The 26,556-nt window shown below is 60.1% G+C and carries 22 protein-coding genes; 12 read left to right on the top strand and 10 right to left on the bottom strand.

Features of this window, described 5'->3' with window-relative positions:
* Nucleotides 1-7 precede the first annotated feature (7 nt).
* Together cyoC and cyoD are read left to right on the top strand one after the other, a co-directional pair.
* Nucleotides 8-625 carry a cytochrome o ubiquinol oxidase subunit III gene (cyoC, locus tag JK202_RS08780; RefSeq protein ID WP_211560234.1) on the top strand — a complete coding sequence of 206 codons (618 nt, stop codon included), beginning with the start codon at nucleotides 8-10 and terminating at the stop codon, nucleotides 623-625.
* Nucleotides 625-960 carry a cytochrome o ubiquinol oxidase subunit IV gene (gene cyoD / locus JK202_RS08775; protein ID WP_211560232.1) on the top strand — a complete coding sequence of 112 codons (336 nt, stop codon included), beginning with the start codon at nucleotides 625-627 and terminating at the stop codon, nucleotides 958-960. Before cyoC ends, cyoD begins: the two co-directional genes overlap by 1 nt.
* Nucleotides 961-1,113: 153 nt before the next feature.
* On the opposite strand, the gene fdxA is transcribed toward cyoD, so the two are convergent.
* The 3 genes from fdxA to JK202_RS08760 form a co-directional block, all read right to left on the bottom strand.
* Complete coding sequence (gene fdxA / locus JK202_RS08770) at nucleotides 1,114-1,446, bottom strand: ferredoxin FdxA (RefSeq protein WP_211560230.1); 333 nt, start codon at nucleotides 1,444-1,446, stop codon at nucleotides 1,114-1,116.
* 92 nt (nucleotides 1,447-1,538) lie between these two features.
* Nucleotides 1,539-1,817, bottom strand: coding sequence for an RNA-binding S4 domain-containing protein (locus JK202_RS08765; protein WP_211560229.1), 279 nt, complete (start codon nucleotides 1,815-1,817; stop codon nucleotides 1,539-1,541).
* Nucleotides 1,814-4,411 (bottom strand): DEAD/DEAH box helicase, encoded by a 2,598-nt coding sequence (locus JK202_RS08760; RefSeq protein ID WP_249199836.1) that lies wholly within the window; start codon nucleotides 4,409-4,411, stop codon nucleotides 1,814-1,816. Before JK202_RS08760 ends, JK202_RS08765 begins: the two co-directional genes overlap by 4 nt.
* A gap of 59 nt (nucleotides 4,412-4,470) precedes the next feature.
* On the opposite strand from JK202_RS08760, the gene JK202_RS08755 reads away from it, so the two are divergent.
* Nucleotides 4,471-5,862 carry a leucyl aminopeptidase family protein gene (locus JK202_RS08755; protein WP_211560227.1) on the top strand — a complete coding sequence of 464 codons (1,392 nt, stop codon included), beginning with the start codon at nucleotides 4,471-4,473 and terminating at the stop codon, nucleotides 5,860-5,862.
* A 302-nt stretch (nucleotides 5,863-6,164) separates the two neighbouring features.
* Complete coding sequence (locus JK202_RS08750) at nucleotides 6,165-6,566, top strand: MarR family transcriptional regulator (protein ID WP_211560225.1); 402 nt, start codon at nucleotides 6,165-6,167, stop codon at nucleotides 6,564-6,566.
* A gap of 12 nt (nucleotides 6,567-6,578) precedes the next feature.
* On the opposite strand, the gene JK202_RS08745 is transcribed toward JK202_RS08750, so the two are convergent.
* Complete coding sequence (locus tag JK202_RS08745) at nucleotides 6,579-7,550, bottom strand: glycosyltransferase family 4 protein (RefSeq protein ID WP_211560223.1); 972 nt, start codon at nucleotides 7,548-7,550, stop codon at nucleotides 6,579-6,581.
* A gap of 87 nt (nucleotides 7,551-7,637) precedes the next feature.
* On the opposite strand from JK202_RS08745, the gene JK202_RS08740 reads away from it, so the two are divergent.
* From JK202_RS08740 to JK202_RS08730, 3 genes are read left to right on the top strand one after another with little or no spacing between them, the layout of a single operon-like run.
* On the top strand, nucleotides 7,638-9,596 hold the full coding sequence (locus tag JK202_RS08740; protein WP_211560290.1) for a nucleoside-diphosphate sugar epimerase/dehydratase: 1,959 nt from the start codon (nucleotides 7,638-7,640) through the stop codon (nucleotides 9,594-9,596).
* On the top strand, nucleotides 9,593-10,735 hold the full coding sequence (locus JK202_RS08735; protein WP_211560221.1) for a DegT/DnrJ/EryC1/StrS aminotransferase family protein: 1,143 nt from the start codon (nucleotides 9,593-9,595) through the stop codon (nucleotides 10,733-10,735). Before JK202_RS08740 ends, JK202_RS08735 begins: the two co-directional genes overlap by 4 nt.
* Nucleotides 10,732-11,157: a hypothetical protein gene (locus JK202_RS08730; RefSeq protein ID WP_211560219.1), complete on the top strand. Its 426-nt coding sequence runs from the start codon at nucleotides 10,732-10,734 to the stop codon at nucleotides 11,155-11,157. The genes JK202_RS08735 and JK202_RS08730 overlap by 4 nt, the downstream gene beginning before the upstream one ends.
* An 83-nt stretch (nucleotides 11,158-11,240) precedes the next feature.
* On the opposite strand, the gene JK202_RS08725 is transcribed toward JK202_RS08730, so the two are convergent.
* The 3 genes from JK202_RS08725 to JK202_RS08715 all read right to left on the bottom strand — a co-directional run bounded on the left by JK202_RS08725 (nucleotide 11,241) and on the right by JK202_RS08715 (nucleotide 16,458).
* Nucleotides 11,241-12,386 (bottom strand): AI-2E family transporter, encoded by a 1,146-nt coding sequence (locus JK202_RS08725; protein WP_211560217.1) that lies wholly within the window; start codon nucleotides 12,384-12,386, stop codon nucleotides 11,241-11,243.
* A 148-nt stretch (nucleotides 12,387-12,534) separates the two neighbouring features.
* The gene (locus JK202_RS08720; RefSeq protein WP_211560215.1) at nucleotides 12,535-14,313 is read right to left on the bottom strand and encodes a Hint domain-containing protein; all 1,779 of its coding nucleotides are present in this window, start codon (nucleotides 14,311-14,313) and stop codon (nucleotides 12,535-12,537) included.
* A 237-nt stretch (nucleotides 14,314-14,550) separates the two neighbouring features.
* On the bottom strand, nucleotides 14,551-16,458 hold the full coding sequence (locus JK202_RS08715; protein WP_211560213.1) for an ABC-F family ATP-binding cassette domain-containing protein: 1,908 nt from the start codon (nucleotides 16,456-16,458) through the stop codon (nucleotides 14,551-14,553).
* A 145-nt stretch (nucleotides 16,459-16,603) separates the two neighbouring features.
* Here JK202_RS08715 and ndk point away from each other — a divergent pair, with 145 nt between their 5' ends.
* Nucleotides 16,604-17,026, top strand: a complete 423-nt coding sequence (gene ndk, locus JK202_RS08710; RefSeq protein ID WP_211560211.1) for a nucleoside-diphosphate kinase — start codon at nucleotides 16,604-16,606, stop codon at nucleotides 17,024-17,026.
* Between the two features lie 93 nt (nucleotides 17,027-17,119).
* Here the strand turns inward: ndk and JK202_RS08705 are convergent, their stop codons facing one another.
* The 3 genes from JK202_RS08705 to purM form a co-directional block, all read right to left on the bottom strand.
* On the bottom strand, nucleotides 17,120-18,913 hold the full coding sequence (locus JK202_RS08705; RefSeq protein WP_211560209.1) for a glycosyltransferase family 2 protein: 1,794 nt from the start codon (nucleotides 18,911-18,913) through the stop codon (nucleotides 17,120-17,122).
* Nucleotides 18,914-19,333: 420 nt separating this feature from the next.
* Nucleotides 19,334-19,966: a phosphoribosylglycinamide formyltransferase gene (purN, locus tag JK202_RS08700; RefSeq protein WP_211560206.1), complete on the bottom strand. Its 633-nt coding sequence runs from the start codon at nucleotides 19,964-19,966 to the stop codon at nucleotides 19,334-19,336.
* Nucleotides 19,963-21,048, bottom strand: coding sequence for a phosphoribosylformylglycinamidine cyclo-ligase (purM, locus tag JK202_RS08695; RefSeq protein ID WP_211560205.1), 1,086 nt, complete (start codon nucleotides 21,046-21,048; stop codon nucleotides 19,963-19,965). The genes purN and purM overlap by 4 nt, the downstream gene beginning before the upstream one ends.
* Nucleotides 21,049-21,150: 102 nt before the next feature.
* On the opposite strand from purM, the gene JK202_RS08690 reads away from it, so the two are divergent.
* The 4 genes from JK202_RS08690 (at nucleotide 21,151) to JK202_RS08675 (ending at nucleotide 26,533) form a co-directional block, all read left to right on the top strand.
* On the top strand, nucleotides 21,151-21,864 hold the full coding sequence (locus tag JK202_RS08690; protein WP_211560288.1) for a DnaA ATPase domain-containing protein: 714 nt from the start codon (nucleotides 21,151-21,153) through the stop codon (nucleotides 21,862-21,864).
* Between the two features lie 264 nt (nucleotides 21,865-22,128).
* Nucleotides 22,129-24,288: an RNA degradosome polyphosphate kinase gene (locus tag JK202_RS08685; protein WP_249199851.1), complete on the top strand. Its 2,160-nt coding sequence runs from the start codon at nucleotides 22,129-22,131 to the stop codon at nucleotides 24,286-24,288.
* A gap of 5 nt (nucleotides 24,289-24,293) precedes the next feature.
* Nucleotides 24,294-25,772, top strand: a complete 1,479-nt coding sequence (locus JK202_RS08680) for a Ppx/GppA family phosphatase (RefSeq protein ID WP_211560201.1) — start codon at nucleotides 24,294-24,296, stop codon at nucleotides 25,770-25,772.
* Nucleotides 25,769-26,533, top strand: coding sequence for a CDP-diacylglycerol diphosphatase (locus JK202_RS08675; protein ID WP_211560199.1), 765 nt, complete (start codon nucleotides 25,769-25,771; stop codon nucleotides 26,531-26,533). Before JK202_RS08680 ends, JK202_RS08675 begins: the two co-directional genes overlap by 4 nt.
* Nucleotides 26,534-26,556: the final 23 nt, after the last annotated feature.

The following is a 26,556-nucleotide window of genomic DNA, read 5'->3' as shown; positions in this document are numbered from 1 at the left end:
AAGACTTATGGCTCACGAAGCAACAATGTCGCCTCTGGCACACGCTGACGACCACCACGGGGAACACCACGAGTCCCCCAACGTGTTCGGCTTCTGGCTCTACCTGATGACGGACTGTGTCCTGTTCGGGTCGATCTTCGCTGCCTTCGCGGTCCTCCGGAACCAGTATGCCGGTGGCCCGTCGGGCAAGGAACTGTTCGACCTGACGAACGTGGGGATCGAGACGGCTATCCTGCTGTTCTCGTCCATCACGTACGGCTTTGCCTCGCTGAACGCGCTGGCAAAGAACAAGACGATGGTCCTTCTGTGGCTGGCCGTTACGTTCGTTCTGGGTGCATCCTTCGTCGGTCTCGAGCTGAACGAATTCAGCTCCATGATCGCAGAAGGCAATGGCCCTGACCGCTCTGCATTCCTCTCCGCGTTCTTCACGCTGGTTGGAACGCACGGTCTGCACGTTACCTGCGGCCTGATCTGGATGGTCGTTCTGATGGTGCAGATGATGGGTCCGCAGGATCTGTCCGAGCGTATGATGAACAAGCTGGCCTGCCTCAGCCTGTTCTGGCACTTTCTTGACATCGTCTGGATCTGTGTCTTCTCGTTCGTCTATCTCGCAGGAGTGATGTAATGACCCAGGCTCCTACCACCACGATGACGGGTGACAGCCACGGCTCTTATCCGTCCTATCTGATCGGCTTCGTTCTGGCCGTGGTTCTGACGGTGGCATCCTTTGCCGCTGTCATGACCCACGCCCTGTCTCCGGGGATGGCGCTTGCCGCACTGACGGTTCTTGCCGTCGTGCAGATCGTCGTCCACCTGGTGTTCTTCCTCCATATGAACACCAGCACCGAGCAGAGCTGGAATCTGATGTGCTTCATCTTTGCTGCGGTATCGGTGATCGTCATTATCGGCGGTACGATCTTCATCATGCATGACACTGCCATCAACATGATGTCCCGCTAAGGTTTCTTCCGAGACCTGAGGGAAGGGCTGACAGGAGAAATCCTGTCAGCCCTTTTTTGTCTTACTGAACGCAGAAATAGATCCGGCCAGTGGGCACAAAAAAACCCAGTCTCGTGAGAGACCGGGTGAGGCATGTCGTGGCTGAAAGTAAATTCAGTTCTTGTGAGGAGCTTCGGACAGCATGCCAGCTTTGTCAGGTTTGTCTTTCCACTCTTCCGCGTCAGGCATGGCGTCGATCTTGCGGGTCATGTTCGGCCACTGCGTGGAATATTTCGCGTTGACTTCGATCCATGGCGCAGCGCGATTGTCGCTGTCCGGGACGATGGCCTCTGCCGGGCATTCCGGCTCACATACGCCGCAGTCGATGCACTCGTCAGGATTGATGACAAGGAAATTCTCACCGGCGTAGAAGCAGTCTACGGGGCAGACTTCCACGCAATCCGTGAACTTGCAGAGAATGCAGTTTTCGGTGACCACATAGGTCATTGACGTCTCCGATCGTCTTGCTGGTCCGGCATCCGGCCGGTTTCATCCGAGCGGGATGATATGCGAAGGTTTGGCGTCAGACGCAAGCATCGTCAGCCGTCTTCTTTGATGGCTTCATATAGAAGTGCGGCTTCTTTTGCCGGACCGCGGCGTTCACCAAGATCCAAAACGCGCCACACGCGCACTTCTCCGCCAGAAACCGCCGGAAAAGTCAATATGTCGCCGACGTGAAGTTTGGCGTGTGGCTTGCTGGTGGGCTGTCTGTTGATGCGGATGCGGCCCTTGCTGACGAGCGTTGCGCAGAGCGGGCGCGTCTTGGCGATGCGGGCATAATACAGCCACTGGTCCAGTCGCTGGTAGTCTTCGCTCATGAACGGATTTTCTCTCTCAAAGCTGCGAGCGCTGCGAAGGGGCTGTCGGTTCGTGGAGGGAGCGGGCGTTTGGGAGGCGCCTGATGGGGCACAGCTCTACGCCGGCGTGAAGCCCGTGTCTTGCGATCGTTCAGGATCATGAGAGGGCGCGGTGGTCCTGCATAGGCGGCGGACGGTGTCTCGGCTGGCTGATGCGCGATGCCGAGGCCCTTGAGGACGGCAGGGAGCGTCTCGGCTTTCACGCCCAGTCTTGAGGCCAGATCCATCGGGGCAGCATGATCGCGACGGAGTACGAGGTGATGCATATCCGCGATACAGCGCTCTGCGATGTCGAGGCGCAGGCCGGTGTCCGCGGCCCGGATCCAGCCGAATTGCCCGTGAATGTCGATCCAGGGCAGGGAGACGCGGCCGGGTGCGGTTGGGCGCAGTGGAGTTTTGTTGTGCAGGGCGTGCAGGAGGCCCAGAAGCACGAGCGGACGGTTGCGGAAGAGGGCGGGGCAGTAAATTGAGAAACGTCCGACCTCGACGCCGCCTTTGCGCAGTCGGTTTCTGAGCGCGGGTGGGAGCGCGTGGTCTTCGGGTAGGGTTTCGGTGATACCGCCGTCTTCCATCAGACGGTGCAGAATGGCCCGGAGCTGGGGTTCGCGCTCGGCGAGTGTCTGACTGCGGTAGAGGGGTTTGAGGTCTGTCTGGATCAGATGGGCCACGAAGCTCAGCAGGCGGGTTTCGACATGGGTTTTCTGGACCGTGTGGGTGAACTCGGCCGGGAAAAGCTGGATGGCGGGACGAAGCAGGGACGGGCCTGCGGTGAGGCGGCCGAGACGGGTATCTTCCCAGAAGATTTCGCCGTTCGTGACATCCAGTCTGAGAGCAGTGTCGGGGGCGTCCTGCAGAAGGCGGATGCGGCGGGGGATTTCGTGAATGAGGGCTTTGCGGCCGGCGCGCAGGATCATCTGACGGTCTGGTCCGGAGGCGACGTCGGTTTCCAGTGTGAAGCCCCGGATGCGCCCGATGCTGTGTCCTTCGACGAGGACTTCACCGTCGGGTTTCACCGCCGAGAGCAGGATGCGGTCGCCGTCGCTGTCGAGGCGGCGCAGGAGGGTTGTGGCGCGGCGGTCCACGAAACGGGCGGTGAGGCGTTCGTGGAGCGCGTCGGAAAGCTGGTCTTCAACCTCGCGGGCGCGTTCCTGCCACATCGCGGAATGGCGGCTCCATTCGGTGCGGGCGGCGACATAGGAGCAGACGCGCACACCGGTCAGGCGGTGCATGAGGGTGTCGATATCGCCTTCGGTTTTTGCGAGGCCACGGATATGCCCTTCCATCCAGTTGGCGGGAACGGAGCCTTCCTTGACCAGATGGGTATAGAGGCGCGCGCAGAGTCGGGTATGGCTGTCATCGCCGAGTTTGCGGAAATCGGGGATCTGGCAGACGTCCCAGAGCAGCGTCGTGGCGCGTTTGCCTCGTGCGATCTCGCGGATGTCCGGATCCAGCATCAGGGATTCGAGCGTGGTGACGTCGGAGGCGACGCGGCCTGCGGTGAGGCCACGCAGCGGGGGCGGGCGCGTCAGGCTTTTGAGCAGGTTGGCCGGATTTGTGAAGTCGAGTTCGTGATTGCGCCAGTAGAGGCGTTGGATCGGGTCGAAGCGGTGCTGCTCGACGGCTTCGACGAGGGCGCTGGACATGGGCGGGCAGTCGGCCGTGGTGCCGAAGGTGCCGTCTTTCATGCCGCGTCCGGCGCGTCCGGCGATCTGGGCGATTTCCTGCGGGAACAGCGGGCGGGGGACGGTGCCGTCAAACTTGCTGAGCTGGGCCAGGGCGACGTGATCGACGTCCATGTTCAGGCCCATGCCGATGGCGTCGGTCGCGACGAGGTAATCGACTTCGCGGTTCTGGTAGAGCTCAACCTGGGCGTTGCGGGTACGGGGGCTGAGCTGGCCCATGATGACCGCACAGCCGCCCCGGCGTCTGCGGATGACTTCGGCCAGCGCGTAAACCTCGCTCATGGAGAAGGCGACGATGGCGGAGCGTGGCGGCAGGCGGGAGAGTTTCGTGTGTCCGGTGCTGGCGAGGCTGGAGAGACGGGTGCGGATGTCGATTTCGATGCCGGGCACGAGTTTCTGAAGCAGCGGGCGGATGGTCTCTGCGCCGAGGAACAGAGTCTCGACGGTGCCGCGTGCGTAGAGCAGACGGTCCGTGAAGACGTGTCCGCGATCGGGATCGGAGGCAAGCTGGATTTCGTCGATGGCGACGAACTCGGCCTTGCGGTCCAGCGGCATGGCTTCGACGGTGCAGGAGAACCAGCGCGCGCCGGGGGGTACGATTTTTTCCTCTCCCGTGATGAGGGCGACGTGACGCTCGCCCTTGATTTTCACGAGGCGCTCGTAGTTTTCCCGGGCCAGAAGGCGCAGGGGAAAGCCGATGATGCCGGACGCATGGGCCATCATGCGTGTCAGGGCATAATGGGTCTTGCCGGTATTGGTGGGGCCAAGGGCAGCACGGATGCTGGCTGGCATGGTATGGTAACTGGACGAGGTTCCGTGGAATGCACCCTTCATGTCTGAATGGTCGGGTGCCTGCGGGGCAAAAGCAAGCATCTGAAGCCTTCCCGGATGATCTTTCTGGGGTGGGGCAGGTCTTTGAGGAAGAAAGTCTCATGAATTCGCATCCCCAGCTTCCCTTCGTAACCTCCGCCGAAGCGCCTTCGGCGCGTCTGGTTCATCTGGTGGCCTGTGAGGACAGTGCGGCTGTCTCAGGCCTTCTGGGAGCGCACGCGGCGTTTCTTCAGGGGCAGGGATTTTCCGCAAAAGACGGGGCCTTCACGCTGCTGCCGGGTGACGGGGGCGTCGGGGCGGCGATTCTGTGTGTGGCGTCTGCGCGCGCGGATGATCCGGTGGCTTTCGGGAAGCTGGGAACAGCGCTTCCGGAAGGGGACTGGAGAGCGGTTCTCCACGGGCTTGAAGACGGGGCGGTTGAGAGCGCGCTGCTTGGGTTCTGCATGGGGGCGTATCGGTTCAGCCTTGGGGACGCCAAAGCTGTCACGACGCGGATGGTTGTGCCCGATGAGGCAAAGCGGCTTATTGCGCTGTCCAAGGCGGTGTGGTTCGGGCGTGATCTGATCAACATGCCTGCCAATCTGCTAGGGCCGCGTGAACTGGCAGATATGGCGGGTCAGGCGCTGGCGCATCGCGGGGCGAGTGTCAGTCTCGTCGACGGGGATGATCTGCGGAGTGCGTATCCGTGTCTGGCGGATGTGGGCGAGGGCTCGGAGCGCAAGCCGGTCGTGGTAGTGGCGCGGTGGAAGGCCCATGAGGGCGCACCAAGGATTTCTCTGGTGGGCAAGGGCGTCTGTTTCGATACGGGGGGATACGATCTCAAGGGCGCGGCGGGGATGTTGCGCATGAAAAAGGACATGGGCGGGGCGGCGCTGATGCTGGCCGTCATGTGTGCGGCGATCGATGTAGGGCTGGATGTGGATCTGGAGCTGCGTCTGGGCTGTGTCGAGAACAGTGTGTCGGGTCATGCCATGCGGCCGGGGGATGTGTTGCGGACGCGGAGCGGCAAGACGGTCGAGATTGGCAATACGGATGCGGAAGGGCGTCTGGTGTTGTGTGATCTCATAACGGAAGCATCGGAAAGTCACCCCGATGTCATTCTGGACGCTGCAACCCTGACGGGTGCTGCACGTGTGGCACTCGGTCCGGATGTGCCGGCATTATTCAGTAACGACGATGAACTGGCCTCTCTCATTCTCGAATCGGGAAAATCGACGGCCGATGTAATGTGGAGAATGCCGCTCTGGCATGGCTATAATGCATGGCTGGATAGTAAAGTGGCTGACTTCGGGAATGTGACGTCCAAACCTATGGCGGGCGCGATTACGGCAGCGCTTTATCTTCAGAAATTCGTTCCGGATGGCCAAAAATGGGCGCATATCGACACTTACGCGTGGAATGATGGTGGCATTTCGGGGCGTCCCGAGGGCGGAGAAGTGTTGGGTCTGCGGGCAATTCTGGAAACATTGTCACGAATTCACAATAATTCCTGATCTTCCATAAAGCGTTTCACTCTGCGAACAGTGCGGCCGAGCGACGGAGTGCTGAAAGATTAGGGTGTCAAACGCGCTTTAATGAGGCATATGCCCTTTATCGTTTCGATGCAGAGTCATCGTCTACTGGATTGTTTTGGAACCCATATGCTTGCGTATGCGTTTCGAATCACCATCTGAGTGCCACCACGGTCTCTTCCGAGATGGAGAGGCAGAAACAATTTCACGTCGACCCTCATCCTGTCGGCTCCTGTTATGGGATCGGACAACAGGTGAGGGACGGACTGCTTAGGAGAGAGATCATGCCCCAGGCTACCAATGATCAGATGCTCAACCTTCTGTGCGACACCATCGTTTCCATGGTCCGTCGTGACGGACCCGACCTTTCCGCCCGTCAGCTTGCCGTTTTCCTGACCTGCTATCTGCGGGACGGGGCTCACACGGTTCGCGGCCTGGCTCTGGAGCTCAAGGTTTCCAAGCCGGCCATCACGCGCGCCCTTGACCGTCTGGGTGAACTTGACCTGGCCCGTCGCAAGGTCGATCCGCTGGATCGTCGTTCCGTTCTGGTGCAGCGCACGCTGAAGGGTTCGACCTTCCTGCGTGAAATGCGCGGCGTTATGGCAGAAGCTTCCGGCACGCGCTCCACGCGAACGGAACGCGCTTCGGCTTCTGTCGAGCGTCTGAGCAGCCGCCGCGCCGGCTGAGTATTCCGCTGATTACCAGCGGTCCTGCACGCGGGTTCTGGCCCGTGTGCAGACATACCCTGTCCACAGAAGCTGTGGCAGGAGGATCATCAGCACGGTTGTGATGATCTGACCTGTGGCGAACGCCGCAGCGCCCCAGAGGGCAAATACCCAATAGAGAGATGTGACAAACGGAACGGGTAGTCCCGAGCGGACAGCCAGCTGATAGAGATGGCCGCGATGTGCTTGTGCGAGCCTGTCACCGGCACGTGCGCGACGCAGGAGCGTGAACGTCACATCCCACAATACCCCCGAGAGCAGGGCAATGACGAGCACGCCTGCGCCCTTACTGAAGCCTGTCATGCCGCCCCAGGCGATGGCGAGCCCAATCGGCTGACTGCCGACATCTCCCATGAAAATCCGCGCTTTTGGAAAATTATAGGGCAGAAAGCTCAGCAGGCAGATGGCGAGCAGCACGAATGCAACGGGCATGATGCCCGCGCTGGCCAGAAACAGGGCGGAGAGAGCCATTACGCCTGAGGCGAGGCCGTTGATACCGTCGATGAAGTTCAGGGCATTGGTAATGAAAACAGCCGCGAGAACGAATGGGATCAGGTCGTAAAGCGGTGCTCCTGTTCCGGCGGCAGCGATCATCGCAGCAAGGAACTGGGCCGCAAGTTTGTAGCGGGCCGGGAAGGGGCGCATGTCATCGAGCCATGAAACGGCCCCCAGCAGGATCATGCCGGCAAGTAGCCCGGTGATGGCCGGCGCTGTCCGCAGCAACGCATGGGCTTCATATAATGCGGGCAGAACGCACAGGACGAAGGCCCCGACGATGCCAATGCCGCCGCCTTTAGGAGTCGGGCGCGTATGGGAGCTGCGGGCGACGGGGTGGTCCAGAATACCGGCGCGGATCATGAGCAGGATCAGGAGATTGCACAGGATAATCGCTGGAATGCAGGCCAGAGTGATGCTGCTGTTAATGTTCTGCAAAGAAAAGGGCATTGGACGACTTTATGGGAGGGAGGCTTTTGGCGCTATAAGGGGCGCGTGACATCTGTTCATCCTACAGGGCCCACGTCTCCGGCCTCAATGCCCCCTTCCGGCCCAGCCTCCCGCACGTCGATGCAGGCTCGCCGTATCGCTCTCAATGTCGCGCTCGACGGAGTCGTCTCCGCATCAGCGGCGCCAGTTGCGCGTTGGCTGGCTGATCCGGCGGGCGGATGGCTGCATCCGTTATGGTTTATCGCCGGGGGCGGGATCACGCTGCTGGTGGGCGGATTGCCGTTCCGTATCCCGCAGCAGTACTGGCGGTTTTCGGGCGTGGCGGATCTATTCAATATTGCCTGTGCATCCGTTCTGAGTGCGCTGCTGTTTGCCGGGTTGCTGCGCGTGGCGGGCTATCCGCTGCCGACACCGACTTTTCCCATTATCCATGCGCTGGTTCTGCTGGTCTTTCTCGGCGCTATTCGCATGATGTGGCGGCTGGCGGCACGGCGCAAAAGCGTGGTTCTTGGTGGCAAGCGCATTCTTCTGCTTGGAGCGGACCATGAGGCGGATCTGTTTATCCGGGCCATGGAACGGGACAGCGAGAACAACAGGCGTGTGGTCGGGCTGCTGACAGGTGGCGCGCAGCAGGCCGGGCGACGGATCCATGACTGCCCCATCCTGGGAACGATTGGCGAGACGCCGGCTATTCTGGAGCGGTTGTTCGCCGCTGGAAAACTGCCGGATGCGCTGGTGATCACGGCGGGGGAGATCAAGGGAAGGGAATTGGCCCGGATTCTTGAGGCTGCGCGGGTCTATGACATTGATGTCCAGCGTACACCGTCGTTGACCGCGTTGCAGCCGGCCGATCGTGTGGAGCTTCGGCCTATCGCGATCGAGGATCTTCTGAACAGGCCGCCCGTGACACTCGATTCACAGGGAATGGCGCGCATGATTGCTGGGCGCGTCATTGCTGTTACGGGGGCCGGGGGGAGCATTGGCTCTGAACTGGCGCGGCAGATCGCATCCTTCAAGCCGGCCATGCTTCTTCTGATCGAGAGCAGTGAATATGCGCTGTGGCAGATCAATCTGGATCTGTCAGAACGCTTCGGGACTGTTGCGTGCCATCAGATCATCGCGGATGTGCGTGACCGCGGACGGATGGCTGAAGTGTTCGGCTTGTATCGGCCCCAGATTGTCTTTCACGCGGCGGCACTCAAGCATGTGCCTATCGTTGAGGACAATCCGGTTGAGGGTGTGCTGACCAATGTGATCGGAACACGGATCGTGGCGGATGAGGCCGAGCGGGCGGGCGCGCAGGCGATGGTGATGATCTCTACGGACAAGGCCGTCAATCCGTCCAGTCTGATGGGGGCCAGCAAGCGCTGTGCCGAAGTGTATGGTCAGGCGCTCGATATGCGGGCGCGGGCTGGACATGGCAGCATGCGCTGCGTGACTGTGCGGTTTGGTAATGTTCTGGGCTCCACGGGTTCGGTCGTGCCGCTGTTCCGGCGGCAGCTGGAATACGGTGGTCCTCTGACGGTCACTCATCCGGATATGACGCGTTATTTCATGACAGTGCCGGAGGCCGTGGGGCTGGTGTTGCAGGCGGCTGTGCGCGGAACACATGAGCGTGCGGAAAACGATGCGACGGACCGGCGTCTCAGAGAGGGCGGTATTTTCGTTCTCGATATGGGAGATCCGGTGCGGATCATGGATCTGGCATTTCAGATGATCCGTCTGGCGGGACTGCGACCCGAGACCGATATCGAGATCCGCTTTACCGGGCTGCGCCCGGGCGAGAAGCTGTTCGAAGAGCTGTTTCATGGACGTGAGGCGCCGGTTCCGACCGATGCACCAGGTCTGCGGATGGCGTCCCCGCGGACGGTCGATTTCAAGGTGGCGACAGCTGCAATGGATGAGCTTGAAGCCGCCTGTCATGCCAGTGATCTGGGCGCCATCATGACTATTCTGTACAGGCTGGTACCGGAATTCATTCATAACCGTGACGGCAAGACGCCGGTTGCGGTCTCCCATCCCGACCCGGAGATGATAGCGCCATGACACGGCAGATTGCTTTTCTCGACCTTCCCGCCCAGCAGGTGCGCCTTGGCGGCAGTATCCAGAAGCGTGTGGACGCCGTCATGGCGCATTGCCGCTTTGTGCTCGGCCCCGAGGTGCAGGAACTGGAGCAGCGTCTGGCGGAGTTCGGCGGTGCGAAACATGCGATCGGCGTGTCGTCTGGGACGGATGCGCTGCTGATGGTGCTGATGGGCGAAGAGATTGGCCCGGGGGATGCGGTCTTCCTGCCAGCCTTTACCTATACGGCGACGGCGGAGGTCGTTCTGCTTCTGGGTGGGACGCCGGTTTTCGTGGATGTCGATCCGCAGACGTTCCAGATCAGTCTTGAATCGCTGAAAGCCCGGCTTGAGGCTGTGCGTCAGGCCGAAGATCTGGAGCCGCGGGTTGTGATCGGGGTGGATCTGTTCGGTCAGCCCGCGCCTTGGGACGAACTGAAAGCCTGGACGGTGCAGGAGAACCTGACGCTGGTGGCCGATTGTGCGCAGTCTTTTGGGGCGACGTATCATGGCCGCCGTCTGGGGCATGAGGCGAAGGCGACCACGCTTTCCTTTTTCCCGTCCAAGCCGCTGGGCGGCTACGGGGATGGGGGCGCGATCCTCACGGATGATGATGATCTGGCGGCGCTGTATCATTCCCTGCGCACCCACGGCGAAGGCCGGACGCGCTATGAAGTGGAGCGGATCGGGATCAATGGACGTCTGGATACGCTTCAGGCTGCGGTGCTTCTGGCGAAGCTTGACGTGTTCGACGGGGAGCTGAAGCGTCGGGATGCGATTGCAGCGGCTTATGATGCAGGGATGCCTGCGGGAATTGTGCCCCCGGCGCGGGTTTCAGACAGCGAGAGCGCCTGGGCCATTTATACATTGTTGCTGCCGGATGCAGCGAAGCGTGATTCGCTTCAGGCATTTCTGAAAAATGCTGGCGTTCCGACAGCCATTTATTATCCGAAGCCCCTTCATCACCAGCCAGCCTATGCGCCGCATCATGACGGGGCGTCGCTGCCGGTTGCTGAAGGACTTGGCGCGCGGGTTCTGGCGCTGCCCCTCCATCCCGAACTGACGGACGATGACGTCCACTACATTATTGCAGCCCTCAATCGCTGGGCAGGAGAACAGGCGTGAGACGCGAACAGAAACTGCTGCTGGTATTCGGTGCTCTTGTCCTCATTCCGGTGGGCATCATCTGGTTCGTAACCTGGCCGCTGCTGCATGCGTGGAAATTTCCCGAAGTGACTGCGGGTCAGCTGAGCGCGCCGGTCAGTCGTGACCTGACGGGTGATGAGGTTCAGAAGGTCAATCTCTGGCTTCAGTCGCATGAGACGGCCTGGGGTCCGTCGGGCGAAAAGACCGATCTTGCTCCGAAGGTCGTTCTTGAGATGACAGGGGCGCAGGGACAGCCGGTGATCATTTCCATCTGGAAATACAAGAAGCAGGACGACATCGTGGGGGTTCAGCTTGCGAAAGGCGGTCCGTTCCGGATGAATGCTTTTCCAGATGCGCAGCTCATGGCTTTGCAGCCGGACGGGGCGCAGCCTGCGAAGTAAGGGACTGGTGCAGGCTCATGCACAAAAAAGACCGGCCTCCTGTGGGAGTGCCGGTCTTTTTTTGTGCCCCGTCGCGGGAAGGCTTACTTCGCCTGCTTCTCTTCTTCTTCCGTGACCTCGCCGACGGCGCGGCGGGTCTGGTTTTCGTCTTCCAGTGGGGCTGTCGCCTTGTCACCCATGGCCAGCAGGGCGGCTGTAATGGGAGATGCCAGAATCAGGCCGGGCGCGCCGAGAATGGAGCCGAAGACCGTCTGCGAGAGGATCGCGAGGGCGGGCGGCATGTGAACGGCGCGTCGCTGGATCAGCGGAGCAAGGACGTTGCCTTCGAAGAACTGGATCACACAGTACAGGATGGCGACGAACAGGGCTTCGTGCGTCCCGAGGGAGAGGCCCAGCAGAATGGCAGGGACTGCGCCCAGAATGGCGCCGATATAGGGGATAAAGTTGCACAGACCGGCCACGACGCCCAGCGCCAGCGCCAGTGGCACTCCGATCAGGGACAGACCGATCCCTGACAGCATGCCGACCACCAGCATGTCCAGCGCCTGACCGGCCGTCCACGCCCAGAGAGTCGCTCCTGCGGTCAGCATCAGCTCACGCGCGGCAGGACGGTGCTGGGTGGGAACGAGGCGGAGCATTCCATCGATATAGATGGCGGGGCTCAGAGCGAAGTACAGCCCTGCAATAAGGACAACCAGCAGTGTTCCGAGAATACCGAACACGCTGCTCAGAAGGCCCGTTACAGAGCCTGCGAGACCGGAGCCCAGCGAACCCAGTCCAGCAGTGCCAGCCGCGTTGCCACCGAGGGAAGAAGGCAGGTGGTCGAGGACCATCTGACCGACTGTCGAGCCGGAAAGATGCGCTCGGAGTTCACCGGACTGGGTGATGAGAGCCTGTTTGAGGCGGATGAACTGGTCGCTGATGGAGGGGCCGCTGTACCAGCCCAGACCAATCATTGCGATAAGGATCACGACGGTGACGAGGGCGACAGCGCCCTGATAGGGAATGACGGGAACGTGACGCCGCAGCATGCGGGCAAGCCCATGCAGGACGATCGCCACGAGGGCCGAAGCGAAAATCACCGCGAGGACATCGCCGATCAGCCAGATGGCCAAGAGCATCAGGGTCAGGGCCAGCGTGATGCGAATCAGCCCGGCAATTCTGGACAGTTCCCGCGCGCGAGGTTCCGTTTCGCTGCGTTCTGCCGGATCGGAAAAAGAGATGGGCATGGGGAAGGTCTGTCCTTGGTCAGTCGTAGCCGACTGGCTTATGGGCAGAGGGAAAGGGGGTCAATGGCCCCCCTTCTTTTGCCGACGTTTCCAGAGAGAGACGTCGGCAGTTCCGGACTTCATGCAGGATCAGAAGTCCGGGTTGGTCTCAGGCGCTTAGAGCGAGTGGAGCGAAGTCGTCTTCGAGGCTGTAAGGGCCCGCAGTGACGATCTGCAGCGTCAGAACTGCGGCGGTCATGGTGTTGATGTTCAGGACAGCGTTGCCAGCGGTCCAGCGCATGGATGCGGCATCGGGGCTGTACCAGCCTTCGGCCTGCGTTGTCAGATGGGTCGTGATCTGGCGGGTGGAAGCGCTCTCGAACAGCGTCACGTTTCCGACCAGAACGCCAAGGTTGCGGCGATCGTCGAGGAACGGACCGACCATATCGCAGGGGCGGCTGGTGCGGGATATGATCCGGACATCGCTGACACCGTCCGGGAGGCTGAACACGGCACGGTCGTTGACGATACGGCGCGGAGTAAGCAGCGTCCCACACGGTAGTTCCAGACGAAGTGCGGCATCCGTGGTTGTGGCGGTTTTGGTGGTCGCTACGCCGGCACGGGCCGCAATGGCCATCCAGATTGGCTCAACGCGGGCGCGATCCGTCACGAGTTCGGCTGCGGCGTCATGTGCCCAGCTCGCGGGTGCGCCACCGAAGGCGACGACACGGCCGGACTGCGTGAAGCTGTGACGGTTGCCTGTGTCGAGATAGGACTCAGTCATCAGACCATTGGCGAGAATAACGGAATGGCCGTCAGTTTCGACATGCAGGTAGTCATAGGCTGTGATGCTGTAGTCCCAGATGATGGAGGCGCCGTTGACCAGCATGCGCGCCGGGGTGAAGCCGCCATTCAGGAACAGGCAGTGTTCGCCCGTGACCAGCAGATCGGCATGCGGCACACCATCGGCGATTGCATTGGCGAGGATACGGACCGGATAGCCAGCCTGATCGTCGGGAACGCCAGCGCGGACGCGGGCATGAGCGCGTCCAACCCAGGTAATGGTACGGGTTTCGCCGTTCGGGGTAAGCACGCTGTCGCCGATTTCGAATGTTTCGACCGCACGCTCGCCGACAGGTGTTGCAATCAGTGTGCCCGGCAGGAAACAGACTTCCTGAAGGTGGAGGAGCGTGCTGCCATCGTTGTCACGCGACAGGGTCACGGTCTGGTTTTTGTAACCGCTGTAGTTGTCGGCCAGCTTGAAAGAGATCTTCGTATGATTGCTGGTGATGACCAGATAGTCGTTGCTGATCGTAGCGGTCGCATAGTTGCTGTAACGCAGGAAATTCAGGTCGAGCGTGCTGCCCGTATAGAGCTTTGTATTCTGGACGACGGAGCCATAGTTCACGATCAGTTCGCCGCCGCTATAGACGGAGGCGTTACTGATCGTGCCCCAGCTGGAAACAGCAGCTGCCCCGCCGCTCTTGATGGCTGTGCCGTTGGCAAGGCCAGTCAGGACATACTGGGTGCTGCCATTGCCGACCGTCGTGTTGGTGGCCGTGCCACCATAGACAACCTGATCACCACCCGTAAGAACGGTCTGGCTCGTGCGCCCGCCCGCGTAGACGACCTCAATGCCACCTGATTTCACGGTCGTGCCGGAGGACGTTCCTCCGTTGATAACAGCCTGCAGGCCGTTGTTGCTGACCGTGGCAGAGCCTGAAGATCCGCCATATCCGACCACTACAGTGCCGCCATTCAGGACAGATGTTCTGGTAACGGAATCGCCATCAAGAACATAAAGTGTGCGGCCATAGCCGCTGACAGTCAGGCCGGAGGCCGACTGGGTGCGATGGGAATTGTAGGAGCAGCCTTGGGAGCCGTAGGACGGAGTGTGGGACGGGCGGCTGTAATAGCAGTCGGATGAGGAATTATATTCGCGGGGCATGATTCATGACTCCTGTGAACGTCAGCGTTTTGAGAGCTGGAGCTCTTTCCATCCCGCGACCCACATGTCGGACCGGAAAAATTACCTGCTCATAGTGACGGGGGCAGAAGCGCTGATCGGCTTATGACGACAAAGCCGAATCAGGCCCCGACCCCGGAGTGTTATTTTTTCCGTAACGGTTAGTAAAAAACAAATATTCTTTTGAGGAAGGCCACTCGCCAACAGGCCGAGACGGTTTCAGGTCAGCGCTTCTTCAAGTTCCGTCTGGGCCTCAAGCCAGGTTTCCTCAATGTTTTCAAGGCTGGCGTTCAGTGCTGCGAGATGGACGTTCAGGGAGGTCACTTCTGCGGCATCGCCAGACTGATAGAGGGCCGGATCAGCCAGTCTGTCCTCGATCTTCTTTTTTTCAGCGGTGAGCTGGGCCATTTTGCTCTCAGCGTCGCGGATTTTGCGGCGCAACGGTGCCAGCGCGCGGGTCTGTTCCTTACGGTCGATTCGCTTCTGGGCAGACGACGAATTGCCGTCCGCAGGGGGCGTGGTGGTTCTGTTGCGCTCCGCCATTTCAGCGCGCGCCTTGCGGGCACGTTCCAGGAGCCAGGCGCGGTATTCGGCCATGTCACCGTCAAACGGCGAGATCGTGCCGTCCTCGACCAGCCAAAAACGGTCGGCCACCGATTCCACGAGATGGCTGTCATGGCTGATGAGGACGACCGCCCCTTCGAACGCCGATAGCGCGCGGATCAGAGCGTCACGGGCGTCGAGATCGAGATGGTTGGTCGGCTCATCGAGGATCAGAAGATGCGGGGCTTCGCGGGTGGACAGGGCGAGAAGCAGTCGCGCCTTTTCGCCGCCGGAAAGTTCGCCGACCTTTGTTTCGGCCCGGTTTTCGTCAAGCCCGAAGCGCGCGAGCTGCGCGCGGACGGCAGCGGGCAGCGCGTCGGGCATGGCGCGGCTCATATGGTCTATGGGCGTGTCGGTGAGGACGAGCTCATCGCTCTGGTGCTGGGCGAAATAGCCGATCTTCAGCTTGGGCGAATGGCTGTAGGTGCCCGACATGGGCTCCAGACGCCCGGCCAGCAACTTGGCGAAGGTGGACTTGCCACGGCCGTTCTGGCCGAGCAGGGCGATCCGGTCTTCCATATCCAGACGCTGGTTCAGGCCCTTGAGCACGACGCGGCCATCATAGCCTAGAGTCACATTGTTCAGGCTCAGCATCGGCGGGGGCAGGGGCTGCGGCTCGGGGAAAGAGAAGCGGGTGGGCGTGTCTTCTACGACGCTGTCGATCTGGGGAAGGCGTTCGAGGGCCTTCAGGCGGGCCTGCGCCTGTTTGGCTTTCGTGGCCTTGGCGCGGAAGCGGTCCACGAAAGACTGCATATGGGCGCGCTGGGCGGAAATGCGTTCGGCGGCGCGGTTCTGCTGGAGGGCCTGTTCCGTGCGGATGCGCACGAAATTGTCGTAGCCGCCGGGGGTGACGCTGATTTTCTGGTGATCGAGATGGGCGATGGCATCGACGGTATTGTCAAGCAGGGAGCGGTCATGGCTGACGATGATTGCCGCACCGGAGAATTTCGCCAGCCAGGATTCCAGCCAGAGCGTGGCTTCGATATCGAGATGGTTGGTGGGTTCGTCGAGCAGCAGAAGGTCGGGGTTCAGGAACAGGGCCGTGGCAAGCGAAACGCGCATCCGCCAGCCGCCCGAAAAGTCCGAGACGGCGCGGCTCTGGGCGTCCTGATCGAAGCCGAGACCGGACAGGATGGCCCCGGCGCGGGCAGGGGCCGTGTAGGCATCGATGGCGATGAGGCGCTCGTGCACATGGGCGATGCGGTCGGGATCGGTCGCGGTTTCGGCTTCTGCAAGCAGGCGCGTGCGTTCGAGGTCGCCTTCGAGAACCGTATCGAGAATGGAGGTGCTGCCTGAGGGGGTTTCCTGTTTCACACGGCCCATTGTGGCGCGGGCGGCGAGCGTGATGGTGCCCCCATCGGGGGCGAAATCACCGGCGATTGCAGCCAGCAGGGTGGACTTTCCCGCGCCGTTCTTGCCGATCAGACCGATCTTGCGTCCCGGGTCCACGCTGAGGGACGCATTGTCCAGCAGGGTGCGGCCCGCGATGCGGAGGGTCAGGTCAGTGATGGTGAGCAGGCTCACGGGCGCCTCGATCAGTCGGAAGAAAAGAAACAGGGGACGTTAAAATACTGCGACAGACCTATCAGGAACGATGAATTTGCTCTAGTGGAACGGCGGTATTTACCCGCTGGTCCTGCGAGGACCGGTCCTAACCAGGAGAAGAAAGATGGCTCTCGAGCGCACGCTTTCCATCATCAAGCCCGACGCGACCAAGCGTAACCTGACCGGCAAGATCAATGCCGTGTTCGAAGGCGCCGGCCTGCGTATCGTTGCCCAGAAGCGCATCCAGCTGACCGAGAAGCAGGCTGGTGCTTTCTATGAAGTGCACAAGGAGCGTCCGTTCTACGGCAGCCTCGTGTCCTCCATGATTGCCGAGCCGGTTATCGTACAGGTTCTTCAGGGTGAAGGCGCTGTCGCCAAGAACCGTGAAGTCATGGGCGCCACGAACCCGGCCGACGCTGCTGAAGGCACCGTTCGCAAGCTGTTCGCCGAGAGCATCGAAGCCAACTCCGTGCATGGTTCCGACAGCCTCGAGAACGCGAAGAACGAAATCTCCTTCTTCTTCGCCGAGACGGAAATCCTGCCGTAATCTGCGACAGGAACAATCTGTTCTAAGAAAAAAGGCGCGGACTGAAGTCCGCGCCTTTTTTTGTTTGCCGTGATTACTCGAGAATATACTGCGTCAATGTTGCGGATCAGACGATGATCTGAGGCGGACATTGTCTTTAAGAATACGCACTTGAATGCGATCTGGCGAGAAAGGTCCGTTTTCCGGCAGCGGCAAATGGAAGCCGAAAGAGCCACATCCAATACCGGCGTTTCGAAGGTCTTCGCGATATGTATTGGCGATTGCGACTTCGACAAGCTGATCGTCAATAATCAGACCGACGACTTGGGGGATGTCGCTGTATTTGCGCCAACACCATCCGGCTACGAGATCATCGGAAACGGTATCGATCCAGCCCTCGTAGAACGAAAATTCCTCTTCTTTGCATGGCAGGGAATCATATTGAATTTTTTGGACCAGAGCGTCCGCGTCCAGACCAGCTTTAAACTCAGGCCCCAGGAAGTCCAAAAATGCTACCAGCAATGCCTGGGGGTCATTCTGGACGAGGGTTTCTTCCACAAGAAGCGCTTCAAGGGTGCTTGAAAGAGCGACTGTGAGAGTCTCTGCATTTTCCCGCGCCTGACGGGCGAGAAGGGGGCGCGCGGAAGAGGCTACGATTTCATGACTGCCTGTGAGGGAGGTCATCAGATATGGCAGAACAATCAGGCTGCGCAGGTTTGCAACCGGAATGCTCTGGAGGAGGCTCAGCTCGTCTGCTGAAAAATCAGTTATGGCAAGGCGTCGGTTTTTTTCGGCTTGTGCGATCGAAAATTTTCTTAGCTTTTCCCACAGGCCTGCTTGTAGTGCGCTACGAACTGTATGGTCTTCGCCAATCTGCGACCCAGCGGAGATTATTTCGAAGTTCATGGCACTCAGAAGTGTTGCCATTACTGATGACGTCTTTTCAGAAAGACGGGGCATCGCAAGTATGATTGTATTGTCGTCAGTATGATCAATTGCATTTAAATGCAGAACATTTGGAATTGAGAGTTTGTCCATCCGGATATCAGTGTTCCCAGTATGGCTTCCTGTAAGAAAATCAGTGAAGCAGCCAAGATTTTTGAGGATTTCCGTGAGTTCAGGAATGTGCGTTGCTCCAGTTTTATTGAAAGTATCCAGGTATTGTTTTTCAGACATTCGAAGATATTTAACCAAATTCCAGCCAATTCCTTTATCGGCTTCAAAGGTAACCAATGCTTTGGGATCGTCGACATCTACCCACGGACGCAGCTTGTCGCGTGAGCGGACAAGCATGGTATCAAACGGCCTCGCATGGCAGTGAATATACACGATTTCGCAAGGGGCTGTTTCCGCTGAGGATGATGTCAGATGTAAGTCGTGATCCAGCGGGACAATCAACTGATTGCTAAAAAAGACTTTGTTACCGGGATGTTCCTGAAAATAATCAGGACTTCCAATAATATTGAGGTAATTTCGGATTACATGGTAAGTCGTGTCAGATTTGGGCAGGTACGTCAGATAATCTTTGATCTTATCAAAATTACATGACACTTTTCCGTCTTCCGTATGAAAGGCAAGAAATTCATCGCAATCTAATGGGAAAAAGAAATCATATCCCCCGGTTTCGTTAATGCGTTGAGCGCAATCGGTCAGGATTTTGCCCTTATCCAAGTAGTCTTCTGGGCGGGGAAACTGGTTATCGACGTGAACTCCAATAGTAATATAATGTTCAAGAATGCGTTTGACTTTGGGGTTGTCAGATCCGTTGTCAAAAATGAAAAGATTTTCGTATCCGAACAGCGCGCCATGATACTTGATCCAAGGCTCAAGTAATTCGGACTCGTTGCGCTGCATCAGGAGGCAGGCACATCGCAGGGTTTTGTTATCCATACAGGCGATCGCAATCAAATAAGGTTTGAGTCCTGCAAGAGCCTAGCTTGTAAAGGTAGACAAGTGAACGGTTTTATCGAGCGTTTTCGGTGGCCTTATGGACATACGAAAAAGGGGTATTGGGCGCGTGGTGTCCGGGTTTAGTCGTGCGCTATTTTCACCCGGGACGACCCAACCCTTTTCGTAGCCAGTGCTAAAAAACTAAATGTTCCGCTACACAAATAATCGACGCGGCAGATAGGACGGGAATAGCTAAAGTGTCATTTTCTGACGGATCAGGACTGTTCATCCGGATGAACAGCCTCGTAATCACGCCGGGATGTAATTTATACTAAACACACCCGAAAATACTGCAATCAACTCCAGAAATATTCCTGCTCAATATAATTTATTCAATCCAGTAAGAAACAAAATAAGAGTAGGTGATGTCGTAAGGCTTTATTTTGCAAAGACGTCGCAAATCATTTCCAGTACATCCGGATAGAGGAGATGTTCCTGTTCCAGAACGCGGGCGGCGAGGGTTTCGGGGGTGTCAGTTTCCAGCACGGGAACGCTGGCCTGACCGAGGATGGGGCCTTCGTCCACGCCGGATGTCACCAGATGGACGGTACAGCCATGTTCCTTTGCGCCAGCCTTGATGGCTGCTTCGTGGGTGTGCAGGCCGGGGAAGGCGGGCAGGAGGCTCGGGTGGATGTTGAGCATCCTGTCTTCCCACGCATTGACCAGCCAAGGCGTCAGAACGCGCATATAGCCCGCGAGGACGACCAGCATGGCGCCGGAAGCCTGAAGGGCGGCGTCGATTTCGCGTTCATGGGCCTCGCGGTCCGTCCCGAAAGGCTTGTGGTCGATGACGAGGGTTTTCAGGCCAGCTTCTGCGGCGACTTCAAGGCCAGGCGCATCGGGACGGTTGCTGAGGACCAGCACGATTTCGGCGGGGTAGTCCGGCCTGGCACAGGCTTCGATCAGGGCGCGCATATTGCTGCCGCGGCCGCTGATCAGGACCGCGACGGGGACTTTTTCGGTTTTTTTGGGCGTGGCCTTGGCTCTGGCTTTCGAGTGCGGCTTCTTCATGCGAAGGAGACCGGCGCGGTCAGGGTGTAGGCATCATCAGAGCGGACGATCTGGCCCATGAGGAAACCGGTTTCGCCGCGGGCATCCAGCTCGGCCATGACCTTCTCGGGCTCGGACGTGACGAGGACCATGCCGATGCCGCAGTTGAAGACGCGGAGCATTTCGTCGGCAGCCACGTTGCCGGTTTCGGCCAGCCAGCGGAAGACGGACGGAACGACCCATGCGGAGCCGTCGACACGGACGCCAAGGCCTTCGGGCAGGACGCGGGGCAGGTTGCCGGGCAGGCCGCCGCCGGTGATGTGGGCGCAGCCGTGGAGCAGGCCCTTGGCGTGCAGGTCCAGAACCGTGCGGACATAGAGTTTGGTCGGTGTCAGCAGGGCTTCGGCGAGGGTGTGTCCTTCGGCGAAGGGGGCCGGATCGTTCCAGCCGAGGCCGGAGCGGCGCACGACTTCGCGGACCAGCGAGAAGCCGTTGGAATGGACGCCGGAAGAGGGCAGGCCGATCAGCGTGTCACCTTCGGCGATGTTGGCCGGGAGCAGGCTGTTACGCTCGGCCGCGCCGACGCTGAAACCTGCGAGATCGTAATGGCCGGGGGCATACATGCCGGGCATTTCAGCCGTTTCGCCGCCGACGAGGGCGCAGCCAGATTCGGCGCAGCCCTTGGCGATGCCTTTCACAACCATGGCAGCGGCTTCGACCGAGAGCTTGCCCGTGGCGAGGTAGTCCAGGAAAAACAGCGGGGTAGCGCCCTGCACGACGAGATCGTTGACGCACATGGCCACGAGGTCGATCCCAACGTCATCGTGTTTGTCGGCTTCGATGGCGACCATCAGCTTGGTGCCGACGCCATCGGTGCAGCTGACGAGAACGGGATCGGTGAAGCCTGCGGCCTTGAGATCGAACAGGGCGCCGAAGCCGCCGAGGCCGCCCATGGTGCCGGGGCGGTTTGTCGCCTTGGCTGCGGGCTTTATCGCGTCGACCAGTGCATCGCCTGCGGCAATGTCCACGCCGGCCTGTGCGTAGCTTGCGCCGCCGGTCGTGCTGTGGCTCTTGCCGGGGGCGATGTCAGGCTGATCGGTCATGGTCGAAGGTTCCCGCTGGTTGACGTGACGCCGTTCTAGAGCATCCTGCGCGCTGGCGGAACGCCTGTTTGAAGGCGGAACGGCATGAAAAAGGGGCCTGCGATGACGAAACGGGATGTGGACGGGGTTTCGGGAGGGCAGGCGGCCGTTCAGATGGCGTTTCCGCTGCGTCGGGTGACGGCCATGACGTCGGAGCGTTTCATTAATGGTCCGTCCAATGCGGCGGCAAGGGCCTGGCTGGCGCGGAGCCAGTGGCCGGATGGGCGTCTCTGGCTCTGGGGGCCTTCGGGGACAGGCAAGACGCATCTTCTGACGGCCTGGGCGCATGAACATGACGCCACGGTGCTGGATGCGCGTCTGTTTTCCACGTCTTCCGCCGGGGGGCGGATCCGGGTTCAGGGAAATCTGGCGATCGACAACGCCGATTCGCCGGGGGACGAGGCGACCATGCTGCATCTGTTGAACGATGCATTTTCGCAGGGCGACCGGGTTCTGATGGCAGGGCGGCTGCCGCCGTCCCGCAATCATTTCATGCTGCCCGATCTGGCCAGCCGTCTTCGGGCAACCGCGACCACCGCGACCGGGGAGCCTGAGGATGATCTGCGGGCGACGCTGTTGCTGTCACTGCTGGCGGACCGGCAGCTTGTTGTGTCGCAGTCGGTGACGGAGTGGCTGTGGCGTCATCTTCCGCGGACGGGCAATGCGCTGGTTTCGGCGGTAGAGCGGCTGGACGAAGCGGCTCTGGCGCGCAAGCAGCCTATCACGCGGGCGCTGGCACTGGAGATGCTGCCGGATCTGCTGACGCCTGAGGGGTAAGGAAGATGTGCCCTGTCGCGGATGTGTTCCGGAGCGTCATGGGACTGACACAAAAACTCCGTTTGACATGCCCATCCTGCGGCACGACCCTTTGCGCAATCTGTATTTCTGTGTGTTCCGGAAGACCCCATCGTGACGACTGAAGATTCCCGGCCGGCTCCGCGCCGCCGTTCCCCCCGCAAGCCCCGCAGTGCAGTAACCCCGGCCCAGAACCGCAGTCGCCGTCGTCAGACGCCTGCAGTCCGTGCTGAAGATTATGCGCATATGCCGACATCGCCGGAGCGGTTCCTGAACCGGGAGCTGTCCTGGCTGGACTTCAACCAGCGTGTCATCGATGAGGCCGAGAATACCCGCAATCCGCTTCTGGAGCGTGTGCGGTTTTTGTCCATCAGCTCCAGCAATCTCGACGAGTTCTATTCGGTGCGTGTGGCCGGGCTTGTGGGGCAGGTGCGTGAGGGTATGGTCGTCCGAAGCCCTGACGGGCTGACGCCTATCCAGCAGCTTGCGCAGGTCCGACAGAAGGCGCGGCATCTTCTGGCTGAGCAGCAGCGCGTCTGGCATGTGCTGGAAGGGGAGCTGAAGGAGGCAGGGATCGTCATCCTGCCGACCGACTCGCTGGATGAGACGGACCTGGCACAGCTGTCCACATTATTTGATGAGCGCGTCTTCCCGGTGCTGACGCCTATGGCGGTCGATCCGTCCCATCCGCTACCGTTCATTCCTAATATGGGTCTGGCGCTACATATGCGTCTGAAGGACGCGGCATCCTCGGCGCATGTCATGGATGGTCTGATCCTGCTTCCGGCGCAGGTGCCCCGGTTCCTGCGTCTGCCAGCACGACTGAAGGAAGGGCAGGAAACGCCGGACCAGATCCGGTTTGTGCTGCTTGAAGACCTCATCACGCTGTTCGCCGGGCGTCTGTTTCCGGGGCTGGTGATCGGGGCGGCGGGTGTGCTGCGCGTGATCCGCGATACGGATGTGGAGTTCGAGGACGAGGCCGAGGATTTGGTGCGGTCTTATGAGACGGCGCTGAAGCAGCGTCGGCGCGGCGTATGCATTCATCTCGCACTGGATCGCAAGCTGCCGGATACGCTGGGTCGTGAGATGGGCGATGAGCTTGGCGTGGGTGAAGAGGACGTCGTTGTCCTGCCATGTCTCGTCGGTGTGACCGATCTCAAGCAGCTGATCGTGGATGACCGTCCGGATCTGGTGTTTCCGCCCTATACGCCGCGCTTTCCCGAGCGCGTTCTGGACTATGATGGCGACTGTTTCGCCGCGATCCGGGCGAAGGACATGCTGGTCCACCATCCGTTCGAGAGCTTCGATGTTGTCGTGCAGTTCCTGCGTCAGGCTGCTCTCGATCCGAATGTGCTGGCGATCAAGCAGACGCTGTACCGCACGTCCCGCGACAGCCCGATCGTGCATGCGCTGATCGAGGCGGCAGAGGCCGGAAAGTCGGTCACGGCGATGGTCGAGCTTCGGGCGCGGTTTGATGAGGAAGCCAATATCCGCCTGTCCCGTGCGCTGGAAGCGGCGGGCGTGCAGGTGGTATTCGGGTTCGCACATCTCAAGACGCATGCCAAGCTGAGCCTTGTGGTCCGTCGCGAGAACGGTTCGCTGCGGTCTTACGCACATTTCGGGACCGGCAACTACCATCCAATCACGGCGCGGATTTATACGGATCTGTCGTTCTTCACCTGCGACCCGAAGCTGGCGTCGGATTCGGCACGCCTGTTCAACTACATGACGGGCTATGCCACCCCCGCGAAAATGGATGCGCTGGCGTTTTCACCCATCACGATCCGCTCGACGCTCGAACAGCTCATCCATGATGAAATCGATCATGCGAAGGCGGGGCGGCCGGGGCGGATCTGGCTGAAGATGAACAGCCTTGTGGACGCCGAACTGATCGACAAGCTCTACGAAGCCTCCCAGGCCGGAGTGAAGATCATCGGAATCATCCGGGGAATCTGCTGTTTGCGGCCGGGTGTGCCAGGGCTTTCCGATAATATCGAGATCAAGTCGATTGTCGGGCGTTTTCTGGAGCATGCGCGGGTTTTTGCCTTTGGAAACGGCCATCGGATGCCGTCTGCGAAGGCAAAAGTTTTCATTTCTTCCGCAGACTGGATGGTGCGGAACATGGACTGGAGGGTAGAAGCCATGGTGCCCATCACGAACCCGACGGTCCATGCGCAGATTCTTGGCCAGATCATGACGATGAACATCAAGGACAACCTTCAGAGCTGGACGCTCACGAGGGACGGCTACTGGCATCGGGTTTCGCCGGGCGCACATCCGTTCTCCGCCCACGAATACTTCATGAACAATCCGTCCCTGTCCGGCCGAGGCTCGGCTGCGCGGGAGAAGGTCCTTCCGGAGGCACATCGCCCCCGTGAGCGGCCCGACAGGATTTTGGAAGACTGATTTTCATGTCCTCATCTTCACAGCGTTCCGCAATTGTCGATCTTGGTTCAAACTCGGTCCGGCTGGTTGTTTTTGAAGGGGTTACACGCAACCCCCTTCCGATCTTCAACGAGAAGGTCACGCTCAAGCTGGGGCGTGGTCTGGATGCGACCGGGCGCCTCAATGACGAAGGCGTGGCGCTGGCGATGGACGTGCTCGGGCGGTTCCACACCGTCGCCCGTGCGATGGGCGCCGAGCCTTTCGAGGTTCTGGCTACAGCTGCCGTCCGTGATGCCACCAACGGTCCGGACTTTGTCGATGCGATCCGTGCCCGGATGCCGGGCGTGCCGATCCGGGTTCTGGAAGGGACGGAAGAGGCCGATTACGCGGCGCGTGGCGTTCTGTGCGGTCTGCCGGAAGCGAACGGGCTGGTGGCCGATATCGGTGGTGGGTCACTTGAGCTGATCCATGTGGCTGACGGTCAGTATTTTGAGGCCGTGACGACCAAGCTGGGTGTGATCCGACTGCATGACCGCGCGAAGGGCAGCATCGAGCGTGCGGCTGAAATCGCGAATGAGCTTCTGGCCGCCGTGAACTGGCTTCCGGGCATGACGGGCCGCCCGCTTTATCTGGTGGGCGGGGCGTTTCGTGCGCTGGCGCGTCTGCAGATTGCGCGGACGCAGTATCCGCTGAACCTCGTGCATCTGTTTACCCTTTCGGAAGGGGAAGCGCGGGAAATGGCGGACTGGGTGATCAGTTCGCCCAAGCGAACCCTTGAGAAAATGCCCGGTGCACCGCGCAAGCGTCTGGCGGATGCCCCTTTCGCGGCAGTCGTGCTGCGCTGTCTGATGGAGCGTGTGCGTCCGTCCAAGGTCGTGTTCAGCGTCGATGGGCTGCGTGAGGGCTGGTACATGCGCCATGTGGCGTCCTCGGTGGCAGATCTTGACCCGATGACGGATCTGGCAGGAGAAATGGCCAATCGTCTCGCGCGCAGTGCGTCGCTGGCTGGCCCGCTGGTGAGCTGGACGGCACCGCTGTTTCGGGACGAGACGCGGACACAGAAGCGGCTGCGCGAACTGGCCTGCATGCTGTCCGATATCGGGTCCTACGATCACCCCGAATATCGGGCGGAGCAGACCTACCGGCGTGTGATGCATGGTCATGGCGTAGGCTTTGACCACAGCGCGCGAGCTTTCATCGGGCTCACACTGGCCGTGCGTTATGAAGTCTCGATGGATTCTCCCCTGATCGAACCCTCCCGTCAGCTTCTGTCGCGTTCGGAGATCGAGCGGGCGGTACGGTTGGGTCTGGCGCTCCGGCTGGCCTATACACTCTGTGCAGGAACGAAGGTTCTGCTGGATGAGTGCAGGCTCCTCGTGGAAGACGGAACGCTCGTGCTGGTTCTGGGCGCGCGCAGCGTCCGGGCGGCAGGCAGTGCGGTCCGTCGTCGTTTCGAGAGGCTGGCGGCTGCGATGCAGCTTGAATGTCAGGTAAGGGAAGAATGAGTTTGCGGAATTACGGGACGGCAGGCAGGGTTGGTCTTGTCGCGGCAGTGGTCATGTTCGGTCTTTCGGGATGCGGAAAATCCCATGACCGGGGCGCGCTGTGGAAGGTCGTGCACGGTCGCTGCGCTGCGGATGCGGCGCACAAGCCGTGTACGGTTTATGATGAGAAGGACGGTTACGCCCTGCTCAAGGATCATACCGGGCGCGGACAGTATCTCGTGATCCCGACGCAGAAGGTTCCGGGCGTTGAAGATCCCGTTCTGCTGAAGCCCGAGACGCCGAACTATTTCGCGGAAGCCTGGGGCGAGCGTGCGCATGTGGCGCAGTCCTACGGGTTTGAAATTCCTGACTCCCATCTGTCGATGGCCATCAATTCGCGTCCGGGGCGCACGCAGGACCAGTTGCACATCCATCTGGACTGCCTGACCTCCTATGCGCGCGGCGAACTCGACAAGAACATGATCACCGAGACCTGGTCGCTCGTGTCGCTGTACGGGCATCCCTATCGGGCGCGGATCGTGGCATCGCTGGACCCGTCACCGTTCCGGGTGATTGCCGCCGACGACATGTCCATCCATACGCTCGTCATTACGCCGGCCAAGCATGGCGGGTTCATCCTGCTGGATGACATGGCGCATGTGTTCGACCACGGATCGGGGGAGGAGCTTCAGGATCATTCCTGTCATCTCGATGATCCGCATCACAAGACCATGATCATGGATGGTATGGACATGGGCGAGCATCCCAACGGCATGATGTAAAACAACTTTTGGTTGTTCCGGGA

Origin of the sequence: Gluconobacter sp. Dm-62, from assembly GCF_018256155.1 — a bacterium.
Lineage (GTDB): Bacteria > Pseudomonadota > Alphaproteobacteria > Acetobacterales > Acetobacteraceae > Gluconobacter.
This window is presented reverse-complemented; position numbering and strand designations above follow the sequence as displayed.